Origin of the sequence: Thioclava sp. IC9 (genome assembly GCF_002213225.1) — a bacterium.
Taxonomy (GTDB): Bacteria; Pseudomonadota; Alphaproteobacteria; order Rhodobacterales; family Rhodobacteraceae; genus Thioclava; species Thioclava nitratireducens.
The window spans coordinates 262,790-283,389 of sequence record NZ_NBNX01000005.1; the positions used below are offsets into that span (position 1 = coordinate 262,790).

Consider the following 20,600-nt stretch of genomic DNA (forward strand, 5'->3'; position numbering starts at 1 on the left):
TCTGGGTATCGCTTCCCGTTTCGGGCGGGCGCGATCCGGTTTCGCCTCAGTCACGCAGTTCAGTGCCAAGAGTATCCGTCCCGCGCGCGGTTTTCAAAGCGGTTTCGCCGGCAGGGCCGGGCGGTTCGCTGCCGACGGGCTGAACCCGAACCGGGACGACCGCGTTACCCGAAGTGAAGGGGGCCGGATCGGTGCGCTCTGCGCCACGGCCCCGACAGGACACTATCGAAGATGGAAGGAGCAATCCGATGTCCGCACCGAATACGAATACAAATGGCGAGAAGAAGAGGCATGCCCCCGCCCTGATCGGCATGGCCATGGTCGTGATACTGGGCGTGGCGGTGATCCTCGTATGGATCGCGATGGCCGCAAATTCCCCGCAACCGACCGGGGCGGGTGCAGACCAGACAGAGGCGCCCGCCGCGACGCAGAACGCCCCGAAAACCGAAGGCGTGGTGCGCTCCGAGCCGCCATCGGCGCCGCTTGACGGGCTTGGTACCTCGACGACCCAGGCGCCCGCGACAACCGGGGTCGGCGAAGGCGGGGTCAATGGTGAGGCAACGCCGGGCGACACGATACAGCAGTAACTCCTGGGCGGCGACTGTCGCGCCACAACGGTGATATCAGCGCCGATGCCTCGGCGGGCGGGGTTCGAAAAGCCCCGCCTGCCGAGGCATGCGCGGTTCTCCTGACCGCTTTTCCGGCTTCGCGCCTTCCCGCGTGTTTTCCGTAATCCGCTGGACATTCGCGCCCAGCGGTTTCATCTAATACGCGTCTGAGAAAACGGGAGGCATCATGGCACAGCGGGTCGCGCGAAACGAACTGCAGGTGGCGGTCGAACTGGCCGCTTTCATCGAGGATCAAGCTTTGCCAGGGACCGGCGTCGCGCCGGAGCGCTTCTGGGAAGGGCTCTCGGAACTGTTGCATACGCTGGGGCCGAAGAACCGTGCGCTGCTCGAGACGCGCGAGTCGATCCAGTCCAAGCTCGACGATTGGCATTCGCATCGCCGCGCCGAAGGCTTTGATTTCGAAGACTATAAATCCTTCCTGCGCGAGATCGGTTATCTCCTGCCCGAAGGCGACGATTTCAAGATCGAGACCCCCGAGACCGATCCCGAATTCGCCACCGTCTGCGGTCCGCAGCTCGTCGTTCCGATCACCAATGCCCGCTACGCACTCAACGCCGCGAACGCCCGCTGGGGCAGCCTCTATGATGCGCTTTACGGCACCGATGCGCTTGGCGATCTGCCGCAGGGCAAGGGCTACGATCCCAAGCGCGGCGCCCGCGTGATCGAGCGTGCCAAGGCATTTCTCGACGAAGCCGTGCCGCTTGCGGGCGGAAGCTGGACCGACGTGACCGCGCTGCGCGTGGAGAACGGCGTGTTCTTCGTGGAGAACGCGGTGGGCGAGACGGGGCTTGCCGATCCGGCGCAGTTCCTCGGGTTCAACATCTCCGACGAGGGCGCGCTGTCCGAAGTTCTTTTGGAAAACAACGGGCTGCATCTCGTGATCGAGATCGACCCGACCACCGAAGTCGGTCAGGCCGATCCTGCCGATATCGCCGATGTCATCCTGGAGGCCGCGGTCAGCACGATCATGGATTGCGAGGACTCGGTGGCTTGTGTCGATGCCGAGGACAAGGTTCTCGCCTATGGCAACTGGCTGGGCCTGATGAAGGGCGATCTGCGCGAGAACGTCGTGAAGAACGGCGAGAAGACCGTGCGGCGGCTCGAGGGCGATTACCAGTTCACCGGTGGCGGTGGCGAGGTGATCACGTTGAAGGGCCGCTCGCTGATGCTGGTGCGCAATGTCGGCCACCTGATGACCACCCCCGCGATTCTGACCCGCGACGGGGAAGAAGCCTATGAGGGGCTGATGGACGCGATGGTCACCACGCTCTGCGCGATGCATGACCTCAAGAAGACCGAAGGCCCGCGCAACTCTGTCACCGGCTCGGTCTACGTGGTGAAGCCGAAGATGCACGGCCCCGAAGAGGTCGCCTTCGCGACCGAGATTTTCGACAAGGTCGAAGAGGTTCTGGGCCTGCCGCGCTACACGGTGAAGCTTGGCATCATGGACGAGGAGCGCCGTACCTCGGTCAACCTCAAGGAATGCATCCGCGCCGCGAAGAACCGTGTGGCCTTCATCAACACCGGTTTCCTCGACCGCACCGGCGACGAGATCCACACCTCGATGCAGGCCGGTCCGATGCTGAGCAAGGGCGAGATGAAGTCTCAGCCCTGGATCGAAGCCTACGAGGATCGCAACGTCGATATCGGTCTGGCCTGCGGGCTCGCCGGCAAGGCGCAGATCGGCAAGGGCATGTGGGCGATGCCCGACAAGATGGCCGATATGCTCGAGGCCAAGGTGAACCATCCGCTCGCGGGCGCGAACTGCGCCTGGGTGCCGTCGCCGACCGCTGCCACGCTGCACGCCACCCATTACCACAAGATCGACGTGAAGCGCCGCCAGCAGGAAATCGCCGCGATGAACCGTCCGGCGCGGCTCGACGATTTGCTGACGATCCCGCTCGCGCGTGGGAAGAACTACTCGGAGGAGGAAATCCGCACCGAGATCGAGAACAACGCGCAAGGCATCCTCGGCTATGTCGTGCGCTGGGTCGATCAGGGCGTGGGCTGCTCCAAGGTGCCCGACATCCATGACGTCGGCCTGATGGAAGACCGTGCGACCTGCCGGATTTCCAGCCAGGCGATCGCGAACTGGCTCGAGCATGGGCTGGTGAGCGAAGGCCAGGTGATGGAGGCGCTGCGCAAGATGGCCAAGGTCGTCGACCGTCAGAACGAGGGCGATCCCAACTACCGCCCGATGGCGCCCGGCTATGACGGCTTCGCGTTCCAGGCAGCGTGCGACCTGTGCTTCCTCGGCACGGTCCAACCCTCGGGATATACGGAACCGGTGCTGCATCAGCGCCGCCTGCAAGAGAAGGAGGAACGCGCATGATCACGCTCGAACAGGCGCAGAAGATGATCGAGACCGCGCTGGCGCAAGGCGCGGAAGACGGGCTGAAACCGCTCTCGGCGATCGTGCTGGATGCGGGCGGCCACCCGCTGGCCTTCGCGCGCGCCGATGGCGCGGCGCCGGGCCGCTTCGATATTGCGCAGGCCAAGGCTTACGGCGCGGTGATGCTTGGGATGGGCGGCAAGGCGCAGATGGCGCGGGCCGAGGCGCAGGCCTATTTCATGGCCGCGGTGAACGGCATCTATGACGGCAAGACCTGCCCCGTGCCCGGCGGCGTGCTGATCCGCGACGAGAGCGGCGCGGTGATCGGTGCGATGGGCGTCACCGGCGACACCTCGGACAATGATGCGAAAGTGGCTGTCGCCGGGATCGAGGCTGCGGGCTTCACCGCCGAGGACTGATCCTCTCGCAAGGTTTGATTTCGGGCGGTCCGGCAGGCGATGCCGGGCCGCCCGCGCCGTCTCGGTCCCCCCTTGACCCCCGCTCGGGCCATTGACGCGACCTGCGCGCTCTGGCAGGGGAGAGCGCAAATAAGGACAATGAGAATGCACCTGTTTTCCGACATCCGCGCCGCGGTGATTGCGGCACTCGATCAGATGGTTTCCGAAGGCGCGCTGCCCGAGGGGCTGGACTATGCAAACGTCGCGGTGGAACCCCCGCGCGATCCGCTGCATGGAGACATGGCGACCAACGCCGCGATGGTGCTGGCCAAGCCCGCCAAGTCGAAACCGCGCGACATCGCCGAGGCGCTGGCGGCCAAGCTGGCCGCAGATGACCGGATCGTGAGCGCCGATGTCGCCGGTCCCGGTTTTATCAACCTGCGCCTCGATCCGAAGGTCTGGGCTGATGTGACCCACGCCGTTCTGAAAGAGGGCGCGGATTACGGGCGCTCCGATCTGGGCCGCGGCGTGAAGGTGAACGTGGAATATGTCTCCGCGAACCCGACCGGCCCGATGCATGTCGGCCATACCCGCGGCGCCGTCTTCGGCGATGCGCTGGCAAGCCTGCTGGATTTCGCGGGCTATGACGTCACGCGGGAATATTACATCAACGATGGCGGCGCGCAGGTCGATGTGCTCGCCCGCTCCGCCTATGAGCGCTATCGCGAAGCCTGTGGCCTCGAGCCGGAAATTCGCGAGGGGCTCTATCCCGGCGATTACCTGATCCCGGTCGGTGAGGCGATCAAGGCCAAGTATGGCGAGAGCCTGCTCGACAAACCCGAGGAAGACTGGCTCGAAGATATCCGCGAATTCGCGACCGAGCAGATGATGGAGATGATCCGCGAGGACCTCGCCTGTCTCGGTGTGAAAATGGATGTCTTCTCCTCCGAGAAATCGCTCTACGGCACCGGCCAGATCGAGGCGGCGCTGAAGCGGCTCGAGGATCTGGGCCTGATCTACGAGGGTGTGCTCGACCCTCCGAAGGGCAAACTGCCCGAGGATTGGGAGGAGCGCGAGCAGACCCTGTTCCGCTCGACCGAATATGGCGATGACGTGGACCGCCCGGTGAAGAAGTCGGACGGCTCGTGGACCTATTTCGCCCCCGATATCGCCTATCACTGGACCAAGATCGATCGTGGCTACGATCTGCTGATCGACGTCTTCGGCGCCGACCATGGCGGCTATGTGAAGCGGATGAAGGCAGCCGTGGCTGCGCTGTCGGATCGCAAGGTGACGCTTGATATCAAGCTGATCCAGCTGGTGAAGCTGTTCAAGAACGGCGAGCCCTTCAAGATGTCGAAGCGCGCGGGCACTTTCGTGACGCTGCGCGACGTGGTGGAGCAGGCGGGCGCGGATGTGACCCGCTTCCACATGCTCACCCGCAAGAACGACGCGCCGCTGGATTTCGATTTCGACAAGGTGCTCGAGCAGTCCAAGGACAACCCGGTCTTCTACGTGCAATATGCCCATGCCCGGGTCTGCTCGGTGCTGCGCAAGGCGGCGGAAGCGGGCTGGGACATGTCCGATGCGCGTCTCGCCGAGGTCGATCTGTCCGGCGAGTGGCATCCGTCCGAGCTCGAACTGGTCAAGAAGATCGCCGAATGGCCGCGTCTTCTGGAGATCGCGGCGCGCGCGAACGAGCCGCACCGGGTGGCTTTCTACCTCTACGATCTCGCCTCGGATCTGCACAGCCTGTGGAACCGTGGCAATGACGAGCCGTCCCTGCGCTTCCTGCAGGAGGGCGACGAGGCCGCATCGGCGGCGAAAATCGCCCTCGCACGAGCCTGTGCCGTTGTCATTTCCGCCGGTCTTGGTATTCTTGGCGTGACCCCGGCTGAAGAGATGCGCTGAACGCACGCCGCCGGGAACAGGCAAATTCCGGGTCAACCGGGCAAGGCCGGGCAACCGGCGGCGAGGCGACGAGCATGACGACCTACGACTACCGCGAGAGTGGGGGTTACGGGCATGAACACCCGCAGCCCCATTACGCGCATCCCGAAGATCCCGTTCCAGAGCGTGCGCCGCGTGTCGTGTCGCGCTGGGTCAACGTGGCCGGGGCACTGACTTCGGTCGCGATGATCGCGGGTCTGGTGGTCTGGGGCTACAAGCTGGCGATGCGCGATCTGAACGGCGTGCCGGTGATCCGCGCGATGGACGGGCCCGCCCGGATCGCGCCCGAAGACCCGGGCGGCGAACTTGCGCGCCATACCGGTCTGGCTGTCAACGACGTGGCCGGCACGGGGCAGGCGGCACCTGCACCTGAGAAAGTGACTCTCGCGCCAAGCCCGGAAGGTTTCACCGACGAAGATAAGCCGATGGGCGAGCTGGCGGCGGAAACGCAGGTCGCGAGCGATGCGTCTGGCGCGGGTGACGGATCCAACCCAGCGTCCAACCCTGCCGTGGAGGCGGCGATTGCGGCGCTCGAGCCTGCCGCGCTCAATGCCGATCCGTCGCAGGTGAAGGATGCACCCGACATTCCCGTCGAGCCCGCATTGATGAGCCCGGCCATGCCCGAGACGCGCCCCGATGCGGTCGCACAGGACGCAGCCCCCGAGAGCGACGCAGTCAGCGGTGTGATCCCGGCCTCCGTGCCGGGCGTCTCGCGCTCGCCGCGCCCGCAGTCCAAACCGATGCGCGATCAGCTGCTGGCGGCGGCGCTGGAGCAGGCGGTGACGAAGCAGATGTCGGCCGGGCAAGCGGAGGCCGGCGTCGTCGATCTCGACCCGTCCGAACTGTCGGCGGGCACGCGCCTCGTGCAGGTCGGCGCATTCGATACGGCAGCGGCGGCGAAGGGCGAATGGGACCGGATCGCCAAGCGCTTCGACGCGCTGATGACCGACAAGAAGCGCGTGATCCAGAAGGCGAGCTCCGGCGGGCGCGATTTCTATCGCCTCCGCGTCGCGGGCTTCGACGACGTGACCGAAGCGCGCCAGTTCTGCGCGGCCCTCGTGGCCGAGCGGCAGAACTGCATCCCGACGCAGGCACGCTGATGGGCGTCGCGGCGATCTTCGGCTGCGAAGGGACCGAGCTCTCCGCGCGCGAGCGGGATTTCTTCCGCGAGGCCGATCCGTGGGGCTTCATCCTGTTCTCGCGCAATATCGATACGCCCGAGCAGGTCACGCGTCTGACCGACGCTCTGCGCGGGGCGGTGGGGCGCGATGCGCCGGTTCTGATCGATCAGGAAGGCGGGCGGGTGCAGCGGCTGCGCGGGCCCCAGTGGCGCGAATGGCTGCCGCCGCTGGAGCAGGCGAAGCAGGCAGGGGCGCAAGCACCGCGCTCCTTCTGGCTGCGCTCGCGGATCATGGCCGAGGAGCTGCGCGCGGTCGGCATTGATGTGAACTGCGCGCCCACCTGCGATATCGCGGGGCTTCTGACCCATCCCTTCCTGCAAAACCGTTGTCTGGGCAAGGATGCGGCGACGGTGATCGCCAATGCCCGCGCCACGGCCGAGGGGCTGCTGGCGGGCGGCGTGCTCCCGGTGATCAAGCATATTCCGGGCCACGGTCGGGCGATTTCGGACAGCCACAAGGATTTGCCGGTGGTCGAGGCCTCGAAGGCCGATCTGATCGCGACTGATTTCGCGCCGTTCAAGGCGCTTTCCGATCTGCCAATGGGCATGACGGCGCATATCCGCTTCACCGCGCTCGACGCGGCTCCCGCGACGCAGAGCGCGAAGATCATCAAGATGATCCGTGAGGAGATCGGCTTCGGCGGGCTCCTGATGAGCGACGATATCGGGATGGAGGCGCTGGCGGGCGGCTTCGGGACACGCACGGCTGCCGCGCTGGCGGCGGGCTGCGATCTGGTGCTCCATTGCAAGGGCGACATGCCCGCGATGGAAGAGGTGGCGATGGCCGCCCCGGCGATGAGCGAGGCCGCACAGGCCCGCGCCGAGGCCGCGCTGGACCGGCGCTTGCCGCCCGAGACAGTTGACATGGCCGCGCTCGATGCCGAACTTGAGGCACTCTTGAGCGGCGGCATGGATGAGTGACACCGAAAATCTGTTCGACTCGCAAACGGTCGCGGATCGGCTTCAGGCCGAGGCGCTGATCGTCGATGTCGACGGGTTCGAAGGCCCGCTCGACCTGCTGCTGACGCTCTCGCGCAGCCAGAAAGTCGATCTGCGCAAGATCTCCGTGCTGCAACTGGCAGAGCAATATCTGGCCTTCGTCGAACGCGCCAAGGCGCTGCGCATCGAGCTGGCCGCCGATTACCTCGTGATGGCGGCCTGGCTCGCCTTCCTGAAATCGCGGCTTCTGCTGCCGCCTGACCCCGAGGCCGAAGGCCCCTCGGCGGAGGATCTGGCCGAGCACCTCGCCTTCCAGCTGGAACGCCTGCAGGCGATGCGCGAGGCGGCGGCGCAGCTGATGGCGCGCGACCGGCTGGGGCGCGACACCTTCGCGCGCGGCATCTCGGAAGAGGTCGAGCGCGTCCGCAAGGTCACCTATTCGGCCTCGCTGATGGACCTGATGCAGGCCTATGCGCGCATCCGCACGCGCGATGAATTCCGCCCCTATGCGTTCGATCGGACTAATGTCTTCACGATGGAGGAGGCGCTGGACCGGATGCGCAGTCTGATCGGTTTCGCCGGTGGCTGGTCGGAGCTGACCACCTTCCTGCCCGACGGGTGGACCGCCGACCCCAAACGCCGACGCTCGGCCACCGCCGCGACATTCGCGGCCTCGCTGGAGATGGCCAAGCAAGGCCAGATCGAGCTGCGCCAGAGCGATACGTTCCAACCCATTTCGATCCGGAAGAAGACATGAACGACGAGCCGGAACAGACCGAAGAAAAAGAAGAAACCCTCTTTGCCGCGCCGCCCATTGCCGAGCAGGAGCGGATGGTCGAAGCGATCCTCTTCGCCTCTGCCGAACCCGTCCGCATCCGCGAGATGGAAGAACGGATGCCGCATGGTTGCGACCCCGCCGAGGCGCTCGTGCATCTGCGCAAGCGCTACGAGGGGCGCGGCGTGCGGGTGGTGAAGGTCGGCGACGCCTGGGCCGTGCGCACCGCGCCCGATCTAGCCTTCCTGATGCAGAAAGAGACGGTTGAGGAGCGCAAGCTTTCCCGCGCCGCGGTCGAGACGCTGGCGATTATCGCCTATCACCAGCCGGTCACCCGCGCCGAGATCGAAGAGATTCGCGGCGTCGCCGTTTCGCGCGGCACGATCGACCAGTTGCTGGAAATGGAATGGATCCGCTTCGGTCGGCGCCGCATGACGCCGGGCCGACCCGTCACCTTCGTCGTGACGCAGGAATTCCTCGACCATTTCAGCCTCGAGAGCGCCCGCGACCTGCCGGGTCTCAAGGAGCTGCGCGCCGCAGGCCTGCTGGACTCGCGCCCCCTTCCGGGTGCAGGCTCGGACGACGACGAGGAGGGCGAGGAGGACGAGGTCCAGACCGGCCAGTCCGAATTGTTCGAGGATTGACAGGGGGATATCCGATGAACTTCAACCAGATCATCAACATGGTCATCCGGATGTTCCTGCGCCGGGGGATCAACTGGGGGATCAACAAGGGCATCGGCATGGCTTCGAAGCGCGGCGGCAAGGGCAAGAGCGCGAGCCCGATGACGGCGCAGGAGCGCAAGCAGGCCCAAACCGCACGCGAGGCGGTCAAACGCGCGCGCAAAGCGGCGCGGATCACGCGGCGCATGTGATCTCATGGAAAAGGGCGCCGCCGGATCAACCCGCGACGCCCTTCTTCGTGCTTTCCCCTATTCACGCCTTAGCCGGGTACCGGCGCATCCTTGTGGATCAGCCCGGCCCCGCGCAGGTCCTGCCAGAACTCCGCCGGGATCGGCATGTTCATTGCCGCCACGTCGTCGATCGCCTCGTCGGGACGTCCAAGCCCCACTACCACCGTCTGCACCACATCCGGCGCTTTCGCGAATTGCAACGCGGCCGCGAGCAGATTCACCCCATGATCGAAGGCCACCTCTCTCAGGCGATCGCGCTTCTCCATCCGCTCTTTCGCGATGACACTGTTCTTGTCGCCATAATGGAAACGGTGCAGCCCCGCGAGGAAGCCCGCATTCAGCGCCGAGCCGATGACGAAGCTGTTGCCGTGCTTGCGCGCCGCCGGGAAGACCGTCTCGACCGCGTGGTCATGCTCTACCAGCGAATACTGGCTCGCCATCAGGTGCTGATCCGGATCGCTGTCTTCCATCGATTTCAGGATCGGCTCGGGTCGGTTCACGCCCATGCCCCATGCCTTGATGACCCCTTGGTCACGCAGCTCGCTCAGCGTCGCGAAACAGCCCTCGACCGCCTCGGGCCACAGCTCCAGCCAGTCCTTCGGCAGCGCGCCGTTATCGGGCGAGAGGTCGTGCACGAAGACCACGTCGAGACTGTCGAGCCCGGTGCGCTGCAACGTGTCCTCGATCGAGCGGAGCGTGCCCTCGCGGCTGTAGTCGTAGACCTCGATATTGGGCGAGGGGGAGTAGGGCATGAGCTGCTGATTGCGATGCTCGGGCCCCGCTTTCAGGAGCCGCCCGACTTTCGAGCTGAGCACGAAGCTTTCGCGCGGCTTGTGATGCAGGAACTGCCCGTAGCGGCGCTCGGCCAAGCCGACGCCGTAATGCGGCGCCACGTCGAAATAGCGGATGCCCGCTTCCCACGCGGCCTCGAGCGTGTCCGCCGCCTGCCGGTCTGTCGTGACGCGGAACTCGTTGCCAAGCGCAACGCCCCCCATGCCGATCGGGTGCGGGAGTTCGTATCTGTCGGTCATGGGGTCTCCTTTCTGGTGAGCAGGTGGGGCAACGTGAGTGGGGTGATCGGGTTCCGGGGCGCTAGCGCCCCTGCCGCCGCGCCATGAAAGCCAGTCGCTCGAACAGGTGTACGTCCTGCTCGTTCTTCAGAAGCGCCCCGTGCAGCTTCGGCAGCAGACTCGCGCCTTCGCGTTTGAGGTCTTCGGGGTTCAGGTCCTCGGCGAGCAGGAGTTTCAGCCAGTCGAGCACCTCGGAGGTCGAGGGCTTCTTCTTCAGGCCCGGTGTTTCGCGGATCTCATAGAACTGGCTAAGCGCCTCGGTCAGCAGGCGGTCCTTGATGTCGGGGAAGTGGACGGCGACGATTTCGCGCATGACCGCGGGTTCCGGGAACCGGATGTAGTGGAAGAAGCAGCGGCGCAGGAAGGCGTCGGGCAGTTCCTTCTCGTTGTTCGAGGTGATGATGACGACGGGGCGGTGCTTCGCGCGGATCGTCTCGCCGGTTTCGTAGACGTGGAACTCCATTTTATCGAGTTCCTGCAGCAGGTCGTTCGGGAACTCGATATCGGCCTTGTCGACCTCGTCGATCAGTAGCACGACCTTCCGGTCCGCCTCGAAGGCCTGCCAGAGCTTGCCCTTGCGGATGTAGTTCTTAACGTCGTTGACGCGTTCGTCGCCCAGCTGGCTGTCGCGCAGACGGCTGACGGCGTCGTATTCGTAAAGGCCCTGCTGCGCCTTGGTGGTGGATTTGATGTTCCACTCGACCATCTCCATCCCGAGGCTCTGTGCCACCTGCCGCGCGAGTTCCGTCTTGCCGGTGCCCGGCTCGCCCTTCACCAGAAGGGGGCGCTCCAGCGCCACTGCGGCATTGACCGCGACGGTGAGATCGGGCGGGGCGACATAGCTGTCGGTCGATTGGAATTGCACGGGGGATACGCTCCGGTTTCAAGATCGCTACGCAATGATCTTGCGCAAATCGTTTGCAACCTATCTGCGCCAAAATGCTGCCGCAACCCAGGCGTAAGAATTGATGAGGAAACGCGCAGTGATGGTGAATGCGGACGTGACAACCCTGTGTTCTTGGGGTATTGGAGCGCCCGAGGAGAGTTGGCCGATGGCGAATGACGATCATGGTGGCGCCCCCGGCCCGGAAGAGAGGGCAGGTATGAGAGCAGAAGTTTTCCTTCCGGATGATTATCGTCCGGCCGAGAATGAACCCTTCATGAATGACCGGCAGCTGGAATATTTCCGCAGAAAGCTTCTGGCGTGGAAGGCCGAACTTCTCGAACAATCCGCTGAAACGCTGGAAGGTCTCGCGGAATCGGCGCGCAACGTGCCCGATATTGCCGACCGCGCCTCCGAGGAAACCGATCGTGCGCTGGAACTGCGCACCCGCGACCGGCAGCGCAAGCTGGTCAGCAAGATCGACTCGGCGCTGCGCCGTATCGAGAATGGCGAATACGGTTATTGCGAAAAGACCGGGGAGCCGATCTCGCTCAAGCGTCTCGATGCGCGTCCGATCGCGACGATGACGCTGGAAGCGCAGGAGAAGCACGAGCGCCGCGAGCGGGTGCATCGCGACGATTGATCCCACGCGCGGATTGCGCGTGTCGGAGAACGAAACGCGCGTTGCCTTCGGGCGGGAAGGCGCGCAAAACATTTCGACACCGGCACCGCCAAGGTGCCGGTGTTCGCTTTTCAAGGAGGTCCCATGCTGATCGGGCGCAAGGTAACGATTCTGGGTGCGGGGATCGCGGGGCTGACAGTGGCGCGGGCCTTGGCGATGCGCGGCGCGGATGTCGAGGTGCTCGAACAGGCCGAGGCGATCCGCGAGGTCGGCGCCGGGCTGCAGGTTTCGCCCAACGGGGCGGCTGTGCTGCGCGCGCTGGGGCTGGGCGAGGCGCTGGAGGCGGCGGGGCCGCGCGCCGAGGCGGTGCGGCTCGTCGATGGCGAGACCGGGAGCCAGGTGGCCAAGCTCGACATGGCGCGGTTGCGGCCCGATGCCGATTACCATTTCGTCCACCGCGCCCGGCTGATCGAACTGCTGGCCGAAGGCGCGCGCGAGGCCGGTGTGAAGATCCGTCTTCTGCAAAAGATCGAGCGGGTGGACCTGTCGGGGCCGCATCCGGTCTTGCACACCAAGCAGGGGGCACAGATCGAGACCGACCTACTGATCGGCGCGGACGGGCTGAATTCCAAGGCGCGCGAGGCGCTCAACGGGCGGGTGGCGCCCTTCTTCACCCATCAGGTGGCGTGGCGCGCGCTGGTGCCGTGCGACGATGCCGAGCCGAAGATCGCGCAGGTCTTCATGGGCGCAGGCAAGCACCTTGTGAGCTATCCGCTGGGCCGGGGGCTGCGCAATATCGTGGCGGTCGAGGAGCGGCATCGCTGGGTCGAGGAGAGCTGGGCGCTCGAGGATGATCCGATCAATCTGCGCACCGCCTTCGAGGATTTCTGCCCGACCGTGCGCGGCTGGCTCGATCAGGCCGAGAAAGTTAACCTATGGGGCCTGTTCCGTCACCCTGTGGCCGAGCGCTGGTTCGCGCCCGGTATCGCGATTCTGGGCGACGCCGCGCATCCCACTCTGCCTTTCCTTGCGCAGGGTGCCGTGATGGCGATGGAGGATGCCTGGGTTCTGGCCGAGGCGCTTGCCAATCACAAGACCGACGAGGTGGCTTTCGCGGCCTATCAGAATGCGCGCTGGGATCGCTGTGACCGGATCGTGGCCGCGGCGAACAAGAACGCGCGGAATTATCACCTGTCAGGAGCTCCGCGCACCTTGGGTCATCTCGCTTTGCGCGCCGCCTCCCGGTTCACTCCGGAGCGGCTGGTCGGGCGTTTCGACTGGATTTATGGCCACGACGTGACGCAGCAGGCCGGGTAGGGCGGTGGTGCCTGTCTGAGGGCGCGGGGCGACCAGCCCCGGGCCGCGCCCGACCCTCAGTCGACACAGAGACGCTGCCCCGGCCCTTCGCTTGCGCTTCGGGCGTTCGCCGGGCGTCCTTCCACTGGAAGGCCGCTTTTCCCGGCTCACCCCATCCGGAAATGCTTGGCGAGCTTCAGGCCCTGACCCTGGTAGTTCGAGGCGATGTCCTTGCCGTAGAGCTGGCGCGGCTCCTCGGCCATGCGCTCATAGACGAGACGGCCCACGACTTGCCCGTGCTCGAGCGCGAATGGGGCCTCGTGGCAGCGCACCTCCAGCACCCCGCGCGACCCGGTGCCGCCCGCAGCCCCATGCCCGAAGCCGGGATCGAAGAAGCCCGCGTAATGGACGCGGAACTCGCCGACCATCGCCAGATAGGGCGCCATTTCGGCGGCGTGGTCGGGCGGGATCGTCACCGCCTCGCGGCTGACGAGGATGTAGAACGCGCCGGGGTCGAGGATGATGCGGCCATCGGAGGCGCGCACCTCTTCCCAGAAGTCGCGGGCCGGGTAATGGCCGATCTTGTCGATGTCGATCACCCCGGTGTGGGGCTTGGCGCGGTAGCCCACCAGATCGCCCTCAGAGGGCTTCAGATCGACCGAGAAGCCCAGACCCTCGTCGATCACGGCGGGGCCATCCACGAGCGGCTCCTGCTGGTGCAGGATCTTCAACTCGGCATCGCTGAGCACCGCCTGACCTGCACGGAATCGGATCTGGTTGAGGCGCATGCCGGGCCGTACCAGAACCGAGAAGCTGCGCGGGCAGATCTCGGCATAAAGCGGGCCGCTATAGCCTTGGGGGATTCGGTCGAACTCGGTGCCGTCATCGGTGATTAGCCGCGTCAGCAGATCGAGCCGTCCGGTGGAGCTTTTGGCATTGGCGACCGCCGTGACGCCCTCAGGCAGCGCGAGGCTCTCCATCAGCGGCACGAGATAGACGCAGCCCTTTTCCAGCACCACGCCGTCATCGGTCAGCGCCATGCGGTGCATCTCGAAGTCATGCAGGCGATGCGAGACCTTCTGGCCTTTGCCCGCAAGGAACGAGGCGCGCAGCCGGTAGGCCACGGTGCCAAGCCGCAGGTCGAGGCTCGCAGGTTGGATCTGTTCGGGAATGATGGCCGGATCCGCAGCGATCTCTCCGCGCGTGATCATCTCTTGCAGCATCGTGTCGGGCAGCACGCCGATGGTCATCCGATCCCTCCTCCGGATACACGAACGCCCACCCCGATGAAGAGGTGGGCGTTTGTCGAATTGGTCGGGCTGGCGAGATTCGAACTCACGACCTTCCGTCCCCCAGACGGACGCGCTAACCAGGCTGCGCCACAGCCCGACGAGGGGGATATAGTGCGAACCGGGCGGCGGGTGCAAGCAGTTAGTGAGAGAAATTTCACGCCAATTCGTCCGGGGTTGCGATCACTCATTCCGCCCGCGCGGAGCCATGCTGCGCGAGCCTCAGCTGAAGGGCCTGCGCACGCAGACGCAACATGCGCAGATCGCCTCGATCGGCAGGGCTGAGCCGCGCCGGATCGAGGGTGCGCAGCCCGTGCAACAGCTTGGCCAGATCGGCCCGCGGGGCGCTTTTCGCGGCGCGGGCCTGCCCCCCGCGATCGATCGTCATCGCCACGACAGGAGCCAACGGTTCCGGCTCGGGTTCGACATCGAGCGCCATCGGGGCCTCTGCGTCATCCTCCGACTCGTCCAGTTCGGGATATTCGCGGGAAGCGGTTTCCGACTCGTCGAAGAACGACGGCTGCGAGGCGCCGGGGAAGGGGGTGACCGAGCCGCTCTCACGCGCCTCGATCGGCGCCTCCACGGAGGCGTTGAGGTCGAGCAGTTCCTCGGGACGCTCGGGCAGCGCTTCGCTTGGCGCGCGGCTCTCGGCGGCGTCTTCAGCCGCCGCCTGCACGACGTCCTCGTGGGCCGCCGCCTCTCGCGGGGCGTCCTCCTGCGGAGAAGCGTCTGTCGCGGCCGCGTCGACCGTCTCGGGCGCAGGTTCCTGCGGCGCGGGTTCTTGCGTCTGGGTGTCCTCTTCGGGCGCCGGGCTGGGCTGGGGCGCGGAAACGGGGGCGATTGACTCCGGAGTGCTCTGCGTGGCCTCACCGGTCTCGCGCTCATCCTCGAGGCTGACTTCCGCCCGCGCGGCCACCTCGCGGATACCTTCCTCGCGCAGCAATTTCTGCACGCCGCGGATGGTCATACCCTCGTCATGCAGCAGACGCTTGATGCCGCCCAGAAGTGCGACGTCAGCGGGCCGGTAATACCGCCGCCCGCCCGCACGCTTCACCGGCTTCACTTGGGTGAACTTGCTCTCCCAGAACCGCAGAACATGGGTCGGCGTGTCGAGAAGGTCTGAAACCTCAGAGATCGTCCGAAACGCGTCGGCGGATTTACCCATCGGTAGGACCTGTCACTTGTTGTCGGGTTACTTCGAATTGCCCGCCGCCACGCGGTCCTTCATCAGATGCGAGGGACGGAAGGACAGCACGCGACGCGGCGAGATCGGAACCTCTTCGCCGGTCTTGGGATTGCGGCCCATGCGCTTGGCTTTCTCGCGCACCGAGAAGGTACCGAAAGAGCTTATCTTGACCGTTTCTCCCTCCACGAGGGCGTCGGACATATGCTGCAGCACGCTTTCGACGAGCTGCGCCGATTCATTGCGCGACAATCCAACCTCGCGGAACACCGCTTCGCTGAGATCCATGCGCGTCAGGGTCTTCGACATCCTATCCCCCCGGATAAAGAATTTCGCTAACAGTGACCGACCGTAATTCCCGAGTCAATATCAAGCACTTGGCGGACGGGCTTGATGCGCGGGCTCACGCGCGTTTGCGCGGGCGACGCTTAAAACGAATGCAGAGAGGCCGCGCTTACCAGCGCAGAACCACCGAGCCCCATGCCAGACCGCCGCCGATCGCCTCGGTGACCAGAACCTGGCCTTCCTTGATCTGGCCGCGTTGCTTGCCGACCGAGAGGGCCAGCGGGATCGAGGCCGCGGAGGTGTTGCCGTGGTCCTGAACCGTGACGATCACGCGGTCCATCGGCAGCTGCATCCGTTCGGCCGTGGCTGCGATGATGCGCAGGTTCGCCTGATGCGGCACGATCCAGTCGACGTTCTCGCCGGTGAGCCCGGCCTTATCGAGGGCTTTGTGCGCAGTCTCGGCCAGCTTGGTGACCGCGTGTTTGAAGACCGCGTTGCCCTGCATGCGCAGATGACCCGCCGTGCCGGTGGTCGATACCCCGCCGTCGACATAGAGCAGGTCCTTGTAGCGCCCGTCGGAATGCAGGTCCGACGACAGGATCCCGCGATCGGTCGACGTGCCCGTGCCCTCGGTGGCTTCGAGGATCAGCGCGCCCGCGCCATCCCCGAACAGCACGCAGGTGCCCCGGTCGGTCCAGTCCATGATCCGCGAGAAGGTCTCGGCGCCGATCACCAGCACGCGCTCGGCCTGACCCGAGAGGATCAGCCCATTCGCATTGGTCAGCGCGAAGATGAAGCCCGCGCAGACCGCCTGCACGTCATAGGCAAAGCCCGTGGTCGAGCCCAGCCCCGCCTGAACCATCGTGGCGACGGAAGGGAAAGTGCTGTCGGGCGTCGAGGTCGCGACGACGATCGCGTCGATCTGGTCGACGCTCATATTCGCGTCTTCGAGCGCGGCTTTCGCGGCCTTGATCGCGAGATCCGAAGTGTATTCCCCCTCGGCGGCGATGTGGCGGCGTTCGATCCCGGTGCGGCCGCGAATCCATTCATCCGTGGTATCGAGCGTTTTCTCGAACTCGGCGTTCTCGACAACGCGCTCGGGCAGGTAATGGCCCACGCCGCGCACCACGGATCTGATCGTCATTGGCTGCTCTCGCTTTTCTCGGCGGCAGATGGCGCGCCGGATTTGGCCTCATCCTGCCCCGAGGGAAGGGCAGTGGCAACCCGTGCGGCAAGCTTCGCGCCGAAGCCCGAGCGTGCCAGTCGGGCGGCCAGTTCGATCGCGGCGGCGAAGCTGGTGGCATCCGCCGAGCCGTGCGATTTCACGACCGTGCCGTTGAGGCCGAGGAAGACGCCGCCATTGGCGCGGCGCGGATCGGTCTTGTGCCGCAGGCGCTTGAGCGCGCCCATCGCCAGGAATGCGCCCAGCTTCGACATGACGGAAGAGGTCAGCGCCTCGCGCAGCAGTTCGGCCACGAATTTTGCCGTGCCCTCGCCGGTTTTCAGCGCGACATTGCCGGTGAAGCCGTCGGTCACGATGACGTCAGCACGGGCGCCGGCAAGCTCGTTGCCCTCGACGAAACCCGCGAAGTCGAACTGCCCCGCCTCCTGGGCGTTGCTGATCAGCTCATGGGCTTCTCGCAGCTCGGGGCGGCCCTTGTGCTCTTCGGTGCCGATATTCAACAGACCTACGCGCGGACGCTCCAGCCCCAGCGCGTTGCGCGCATAGGACGTGCCCATCAGGGCGTAGGTCAGCAGATCCTCCGCATCGGCTTTCACGTCGGCGCCCATATCGAGCATGACATTCCAGCCAGCAGGCCCACGCGACGGCCAGAAGGAGGCGATGGCAGGACGGTTCACGCCCGGCACCTTACGCAGCCGCATCATCGAGATCAGCATCAGCGCCCCGGTATTCCCGCAGGAGACCGCGACATCGGCCTCCTTGTCGCGCACCGATTCGATGGCCGACCACATGGAGGTATCCTGCCCGCTGCGCAGAACCTGCGCGGGCTTGTCCTCCATCGTGACGGTCCGTTCGGCATGGCGCAGGTCGATGCATTCGCCAAGATCATGCTTGGCGATCAGCGGTTCGAGCTGCGCGCGCGGGCCGTGGATGATGAAATGCAGATCGGGTTGGGCGTGGTGCGCCTTCGCGACACCGGCGATCGTGGCCTCGGGGCCAAGATCGCCGCCCATAGCGTCGATGGACAGAACGACAGCGCCGGCATTCGCCGGCGCTTTGCCCTTCTGGGCGGCCTGCATCTCTGCGGCCTTCATCTGCGATCCCGTCTGCGGCTGGTCTTGCGAGTCTTGCATGACGTGCGGCGCGGGTCGACGGGCTTACGCCGCGTCGTCGTCCAGGTCGACCTCTTCGGTCAGAGCGACGACCTCACGGTCGGCGTAGTGACCGCAGGACGGGCAGACGTGGTGCGGGCGCTTGAGTTCGCCGCAGCTGGGGCATTCCGCCGGGTTTGCAGCGGTAAGCGAGTCGTGGGCGCGGCGCATGTTACGGCGCGAACGCGTGACTTTATTCTGAGGGACAGCCATGTCTCAACCTCGGGGTTTCGGGGGCCAGTAGCCCGTGTTTGCGGCGTTACAGCCCTGATTTTCCTTCTGGTTTCGTCACTTGGCCGAAAGCGTCTCTCGGGGTGCGAAGCCAAACGTCGAATGAGGCCGGGAACATACTCGGATTCTTTTTCCGTGCAAGCCTTTTTTCCGGCCTTTTTTCAAGCGGTTTCGGGCGGTGCGAAACCGCGTCTTCCACTAGGCGTCGCCCTTACCGCTTTCGCCCTTGGCAAGCAAGTCGCGCAGATTGGCAAAAGGCTTCATCTGCTCGTCGCTGAGCGGCTCCGCGCCAGGCTCGGTAACCTGCGCGCCTTCCAGCTCCGCGCCTTCCGCGCGCGGATAGAGCGGCAGGGCCAGCTCCAGCGCCTCGAGCGCGACGACGCCGAGATTCACCGTCGCGGGCAGCGGCTCGGCGGTGTCATCCTCGGGCATCTCGACTTCTTCGGAGGTCGGCATCTCCATATCGGCGAGATAACGCCGTACCACTTCTTCGCGGATATCGGTCGTGACCGGGGCGAGGGTGATCACACAATCCTGAACCACGCGGGCCTCGAGGGTCGCGCGCAGCTCCCAGTCCGAGCGGCCCTTCGGCGCGAGCTCGCCTTTAAGCCGCAGCGCCTCGACGCCGCGAATATCCGCCCAGTCTGCAATCGCTTGCAGCCGCTCTCCCTTGGCCTCGATGTCGAAGCGCGTCGGCTTTCGGCTGGGCAGATCGGCCAGCCGCATCGGCTCGCTCCAGATCGTTTCGGGGGCGGCGGGCAGGTCGGGATCGACGGGGGTCTGTGTCATGTCCGGCTCCTTGTTTTGGGTCGCGCGGTGCTGTCTGGCGACCCTTTGCATGCGCCCGAGTGCCCTGTCGGCGCGCTCTAGCGCTTGAGGGCGGCGCAGTCATGATGTAAGCGTCACTAAAAGCCCGAAGTGTCAGAGGCAATAGGGGGTTGCAGGTGGGGATCGGTTCAATGATGCGCAAGGCCATGCTGTTAATCGCGTTCGGCGTGGTGCTTATCGCGGGGGCCTGCTCTCCGATCTACCGCAACCACGGGTATGTGCCGATTGACGAAGACCTCGCCCAGATCGAGGTCGGCAAGAGCACACGCGACGATGTCGCCGCCGCGATCGGGCGGCCGAGCTCCACCGGGCTGCTGGAAGGCTCGGGCTGGTATTACGTCGGTTCGCGCTGGAAAACCGTGACCTGGCACGCTCCGCAGGAAATCAGCCGCGAAGTCGTCGCCGTGTCCTTCAATGACAATGGCGTCGTCTCGAATGTCGAACGCTTCGGCCTCGAGAAGGGTCAGGTCGTGACGCTGTCGCGCCGCGTGACCGAGAGCAAGGTCAAGGGCATCGGCTTCTTGCGTCAGCTGATGGGTTCGATCGGTCGCGTCAATGCGGGTCAGGTTCTCGGAAACAACTGATCGCAGCAGGGCGGCCCCGAGGCGGGTGCCGTCATGATCTGCGAGGTCGCATGTCCCTGAGTTTCGCAAAAGGCGCCTATCAGGTCCGCGAGGCAGAGACCCCTGCGGATCGAGAGGCCGCGCTTGCACTGCGCGCGGCGGCGTTCCGGAATGGCGCCTCGGATGCCGATCGCTTCGACCCGCTTTGCCGCCACATCCTGATTTGCGACGATCACGGCCCCGCCGCCGCCGCGCGGCTTTTGCTGTTGGGGTGTGGGGCGGTGCTGCCTGAGGGCTATTGCGCGCAGTTCTACGATCTCGCGCCGCTCGCCGCATGGTCCGGGTCGATTCTCGAACTGGGACGGTTCTGCACGCGTCCGGGCCTGCGCGATCCCGATGTGCTGCGTCTGGGCTGGGCTGCGATTACACGGATTGCCGAGGAGACCGGGGCAGAGCTTCTGATTGGCTGCTCCTCCTTCACTGGAAGCGACTGGCGGACGCATCGCTCAGGGCTCGCGCATCTCGCGGCTCGCGCGCTTGGCCCAGAGGCGTTGCGTCCGCGCCCCAAAGCGTCCGAGCGTGTGGACTACCCTGCTGCCCTGGCGGGGGAGGTTGGTGACGTCAGTGCCTTGCCGCCGCTGCTGCGATCCTATCTCGGGATGGGCGGATGGGTATCGGATCACGCCGTGATCGATCGCGACCTCGACACCTGTCATGTATTCACCGCACTGGAGATCGCCGCGATCCCCGAGGCGCGGCGGCGCAGCTTGCGGGCGCTGGCCGGGTAACACGGACGTTTCGGAGGGCTGAGAAGGCAGGAGCCTCCGGCGGGGATATTTGTCCCAAGGGGAACAGGACGCCTTCGCTCATAGGGGCGGCGTTGCGCATGGCCCATTGACC

The 20,600-nt window shown here is 65.5% G+C and carries 22 protein-coding genes and 1 tRNA gene; 13 read left to right on the plus strand and 10 right to left on the minus strand.

The genetic code is table 11. The annotated features are described in order from the left end of the window. The first annotated feature begins 248 nt into the window (after positions 1 to 248). The 9 genes from B6V76_RS14895 to B6V76_RS14935 all read left to right on the plus strand — a co-directional run bounded on the left by B6V76_RS14895 (position 249) and on the right by B6V76_RS14935 (position 9,077). A complete protein-coding gene (locus B6V76_RS14895) occupies positions 249 to 587 on the plus strand; it encodes a hypothetical protein (protein WP_088724934.1) in 339 nt (112 codons plus the stop codon). A 208-nt stretch (positions 588 to 795) separates the two neighbouring features. Then, positions 796 to 2,961, plus strand: a complete 2,166-nt coding sequence (locus tag B6V76_RS14900; RefSeq protein WP_088724935.1) for a malate synthase G — start codon at positions 796 to 798, stop codon at positions 2,959 to 2,961. Then, entirely contained in the window at positions 2,958 to 3,380 is a 423-nt protein-coding gene (locus B6V76_RS14905) for a heme-binding protein (RefSeq protein ID WP_075775501.1), read from the plus strand. The genes B6V76_RS14900 and B6V76_RS14905 overlap by 4 nt, the downstream gene beginning before the upstream one ends. Before the next feature lie 144 nt (positions 3,381 to 3,524). Next, complete coding sequence (argS, locus tag B6V76_RS14910) at positions 3,525 to 5,270, plus strand: arginine--tRNA ligase (protein ID WP_075775500.1); 1,746 nt, start codon at positions 3,525 to 3,527, stop codon at positions 5,268 to 5,270. A 74-nt stretch (positions 5,271 to 5,344) separates the two neighbouring features. Then, complete coding sequence (locus B6V76_RS14915; protein WP_075775499.1) at positions 5,345 to 6,409, plus strand: SPOR domain-containing protein; 1,065 nt, start codon at positions 5,345 to 5,347, stop codon at positions 6,407 to 6,409. After that, positions 6,409 to 7,410, plus strand: a complete 1,002-nt coding sequence (gene nagZ / locus B6V76_RS14920; RefSeq protein ID WP_088727812.1) for a beta-N-acetylhexosaminidase — start codon at positions 6,409 to 6,411, stop codon at positions 7,408 to 7,410. The genes B6V76_RS14915 and nagZ overlap by 1 nt, the downstream gene beginning before the upstream one ends. Next, positions 7,403 to 8,185: a ScpA family protein gene (locus tag B6V76_RS14925; protein ID WP_075775497.1), complete on the plus strand. Its 783-nt coding sequence runs from the start codon at positions 7,403 to 7,405 to the stop codon at positions 8,183 to 8,185. Before nagZ ends, B6V76_RS14925 begins: the two co-directional genes overlap by 8 nt. Beyond that, positions 8,182 to 8,847, plus strand: coding sequence for an SMC-Scp complex subunit ScpB (gene scpB / locus B6V76_RS14930; protein ID WP_088720278.1), 666 nt, complete (start codon positions 8,182 to 8,184; stop codon positions 8,845 to 8,847). Before B6V76_RS14925 ends, scpB begins: the two co-directional genes overlap by 4 nt. 14 nt (positions 8,848 to 8,861) lie before the next feature. Further along, entirely contained in the window at positions 8,862 to 9,077 is a 216-nt protein-coding gene (locus B6V76_RS14935) for a hypothetical protein (protein ID WP_075775495.1), read from the plus strand. A 68-nt stretch (positions 9,078 to 9,145) separates the two neighbouring features. Here B6V76_RS14935 and B6V76_RS14940 read toward each other — a convergent pair whose 3' ends face one another. Next, on the minus strand, positions 9,146 to 10,147 hold the full coding sequence (locus B6V76_RS14940) for an aldo/keto reductase (RefSeq protein ID WP_088727813.1): 1,002 nt from the start codon (positions 10,145 to 10,147) through the stop codon (positions 9,146 to 9,148). A 61-nt stretch (positions 10,148 to 10,208) separates the two neighbouring features. Next, positions 10,209 to 11,051, minus strand: a complete 843-nt coding sequence (locus B6V76_RS14945) for a MoxR family ATPase (protein WP_088720281.1) — start codon at positions 11,049 to 11,051, stop codon at positions 10,209 to 10,211. 238 nt (positions 11,052 to 11,289) lie between these two features. Here B6V76_RS14945 and dksA point away from each other — a divergent pair, with 238 nt between their 5' ends. Next, positions 11,290 to 11,712, plus strand: a complete 423-nt coding sequence (dksA, locus tag B6V76_RS14950; protein WP_075775492.1) for an RNA polymerase-binding protein DksA — start codon at positions 11,290 to 11,292, stop codon at positions 11,710 to 11,712. A gap of 123 nt (positions 11,713 to 11,835) precedes the next feature. After that, the gene (locus tag B6V76_RS14955) at positions 11,836 to 13,008 is read left to right on the plus strand and encodes an FAD-dependent monooxygenase (protein WP_088727814.1); all 1,173 of its coding nucleotides are present in this window, start codon (positions 11,836 to 11,838) and stop codon (positions 13,006 to 13,008) included. A 146-nt stretch (positions 13,009 to 13,154) separates the two neighbouring features. Here the strand turns inward: B6V76_RS14955 and B6V76_RS14960 are convergent, their stop codons facing one another. The 8 genes from B6V76_RS14960 to B6V76_RS14995 all read right to left on the minus strand — a co-directional run bounded on the left by B6V76_RS14960 (position 13,155) and on the right by B6V76_RS14995 (position 19,098). Then, the gene (locus tag B6V76_RS14960; RefSeq protein WP_075775490.1) at positions 13,155 to 14,237 is read right to left on the minus strand and encodes a 2'-deoxycytidine 5'-triphosphate deaminase; all 1,083 of its coding nucleotides are present in this window, start codon (positions 14,235 to 14,237) and stop codon (positions 13,155 to 13,157) included. Between the two features lie 61 nt (positions 14,238 to 14,298). Further along, a tRNA-Pro gene (locus tag B6V76_RS14965) sits at positions 14,299 to 14,376 on the minus strand. Between the two features lie 87 nt (positions 14,377 to 14,463). Further along, positions 14,464 to 15,441 (minus strand): MerR family transcriptional regulator, encoded by a 978-nt coding sequence (locus B6V76_RS14970; RefSeq protein ID WP_088727815.1) that lies wholly within the window; start codon positions 15,439 to 15,441, stop codon positions 14,464 to 14,466. A 27-nt stretch (positions 15,442 to 15,468) separates the two neighbouring features. Continuing rightward, complete coding sequence (gene ihfA / locus B6V76_RS14975; RefSeq protein ID WP_075775489.1) at positions 15,469 to 15,768, minus strand: integration host factor subunit alpha; 300 nt, start codon at positions 15,766 to 15,768, stop codon at positions 15,469 to 15,471. A gap of 145 nt (positions 15,769 to 15,913) precedes the next feature. Then, entirely contained in the window at positions 15,914 to 16,888 is a 975-nt protein-coding gene (locus B6V76_RS14980; protein ID WP_088727816.1) for a beta-ketoacyl-ACP synthase III, read from the minus strand. After that, positions 16,885 to 18,006, minus strand: coding sequence for a phosphate acyltransferase PlsX (plsX, locus tag B6V76_RS14985; RefSeq protein WP_088727836.1), 1,122 nt, complete (start codon positions 18,004 to 18,006; stop codon positions 16,885 to 16,887). The genes B6V76_RS14980 and plsX overlap by 4 nt, the downstream gene beginning before the upstream one ends. A gap of 78 nt (positions 18,007 to 18,084) precedes the next feature. Beyond that, a complete protein-coding gene (rpmF, locus tag B6V76_RS14990; RefSeq protein WP_075775487.1) occupies positions 18,085 to 18,291 on the minus strand; it encodes a 50S ribosomal protein L32 in 207 nt (68 codons plus the stop codon). Between the two features lie 216 nt (positions 18,292 to 18,507). Next, entirely contained in the window at positions 18,508 to 19,098 is a 591-nt protein-coding gene (locus B6V76_RS14995; RefSeq protein WP_088727817.1) for a YceD family protein, read from the minus strand. 170 nt (positions 19,099 to 19,268) lie between these two features. On the opposite strand from B6V76_RS14995, the gene bamE reads away from it, so the two are divergent. Both bamE and B6V76_RS15005 read left to right on the plus strand, forming a co-directional pair. Next, complete coding sequence (bamE, locus tag B6V76_RS15000) at positions 19,269 to 19,721, plus strand: outer membrane protein assembly factor BamE (protein ID WP_075775485.1); 453 nt, start codon at positions 19,269 to 19,271, stop codon at positions 19,719 to 19,721. 50 nt (positions 19,722 to 19,771) lie between these two features. After that, positions 19,772 to 20,488 (plus strand): GNAT family N-acyltransferase, encoded by a 717-nt coding sequence (locus B6V76_RS15005; RefSeq protein WP_088727818.1) that lies wholly within the window; start codon positions 19,772 to 19,774, stop codon positions 20,486 to 20,488. The last annotated feature ends 112 nt before the right edge of the window (positions 20,489 to 20,600 follow it).

Coding starts and splice junctions, on each gene's coding strand:
- ihfA (WP_075775489.1), bottom strand. CDS start 15,768: ATGTCGAAGACCCTGACGCGCATGGATCTCAGCGAAGCGGTGTTCCGC.
- bamE (WP_075775485.1), top strand. CDS start 19,269: ATGATGCGCAAGGCCATGCTGTTAATCGCGTTCGGCGTGGTGCTTATC.
- argS (WP_075775500.1), top strand. CDS start 3,525: ATGCACCTGTTTTCCGACATCCGCGCCGCGGTGATTGCGGCACTCGAT.
- B6V76_RS15005 (WP_088727818.1), top strand. CDS start 19,772: ATGTCCCTGAGTTTCGCAAAAGGCGCCTATCAGGTCCGCGAGGCAGAG.
- scpB (WP_088720278.1), top strand. CDS start 8,182: ATGAACGACGAGCCGGAACAGACCGAAGAAAAAGAAGAAACCCTCTTT.
- B6V76_RS14970 (WP_088727815.1), bottom strand. CDS start 15,441: ATGGGTAAATCCGCCGACGCGTTTCGGACGATCTCTGAGGTTTCAGAC.
- nagZ (WP_088727812.1), top strand. CDS start 6,409: ATGGGCGTCGCGGCGATCTTCGGCTGCGAAGGGACCGAGCTCTCCGCG.
- B6V76_RS14995 (WP_088727817.1), bottom strand. CDS start 19,098: ATGACACAGACCCCCGTCGATCCCGACCTGCCCGCCGCCCCCGAAACG.
- B6V76_RS14935 (WP_075775495.1), top strand. CDS start 8,862: ATGAACTTCAACCAGATCATCAACATGGTCATCCGGATGTTCCTGCGC.
- B6V76_RS14940 (WP_088727813.1), bottom strand. CDS start 10,147: ATGACCGACAGATACGAACTCCCGCACCCGATCGGCATGGGGGGCGTT.
- rpmF (WP_075775487.1), bottom strand. CDS start 18,291: ATGGCTGTCCCTCAGAATAAAGTCACGCGTTCGCGCCGTAACATGCGC.
- B6V76_RS14980 (WP_088727816.1), bottom strand. CDS start 16,888: ATGACGATCAGATCCGTGGTGCGCGGCGTGGGCCATTACCTGCCCGAG.
- B6V76_RS14955 (WP_088727814.1), top strand. CDS start 11,836: ATGCTGATCGGGCGCAAGGTAACGATTCTGGGTGCGGGGATCGCGGGG.
- B6V76_RS14900 (WP_088724935.1), top strand. CDS start 796: ATGGCACAGCGGGTCGCGCGAAACGAACTGCAGGTGGCGGTCGAACTG.
- B6V76_RS14925 (WP_075775497.1), top strand. CDS start 7,403: ATGAGTGACACCGAAAATCTGTTCGACTCGCAAACGGTCGCGGATCGG.
- B6V76_RS14905 (WP_075775501.1), top strand. CDS start 2,958: ATGATCACGCTCGAACAGGCGCAGAAGATGATCGAGACCGCGCTGGCG.
- plsX (WP_088727836.1), bottom strand. CDS start 18,006: ATGCAGGCCGCCCAGAAGGGCAAAGCGCCGGCGAATGCCGGCGCTGTC.
- B6V76_RS14915 (WP_075775499.1), top strand. CDS start 5,345: ATGACGACCTACGACTACCGCGAGAGTGGGGGTTACGGGCATGAACAC.
- dksA (WP_075775492.1), top strand. CDS start 11,290: ATGAGAGCAGAAGTTTTCCTTCCGGATGATTATCGTCCGGCCGAGAAT.
- B6V76_RS14960 (WP_075775490.1), bottom strand. CDS start 14,237: ATGACCATCGGCGTGCTGCCCGACACGATGCTGCAAGAGATGATCACG.
- B6V76_RS14895 (WP_088724934.1), top strand. CDS start 249: ATGTCCGCACCGAATACGAATACAAATGGCGAGAAGAAGAGGCATGCC.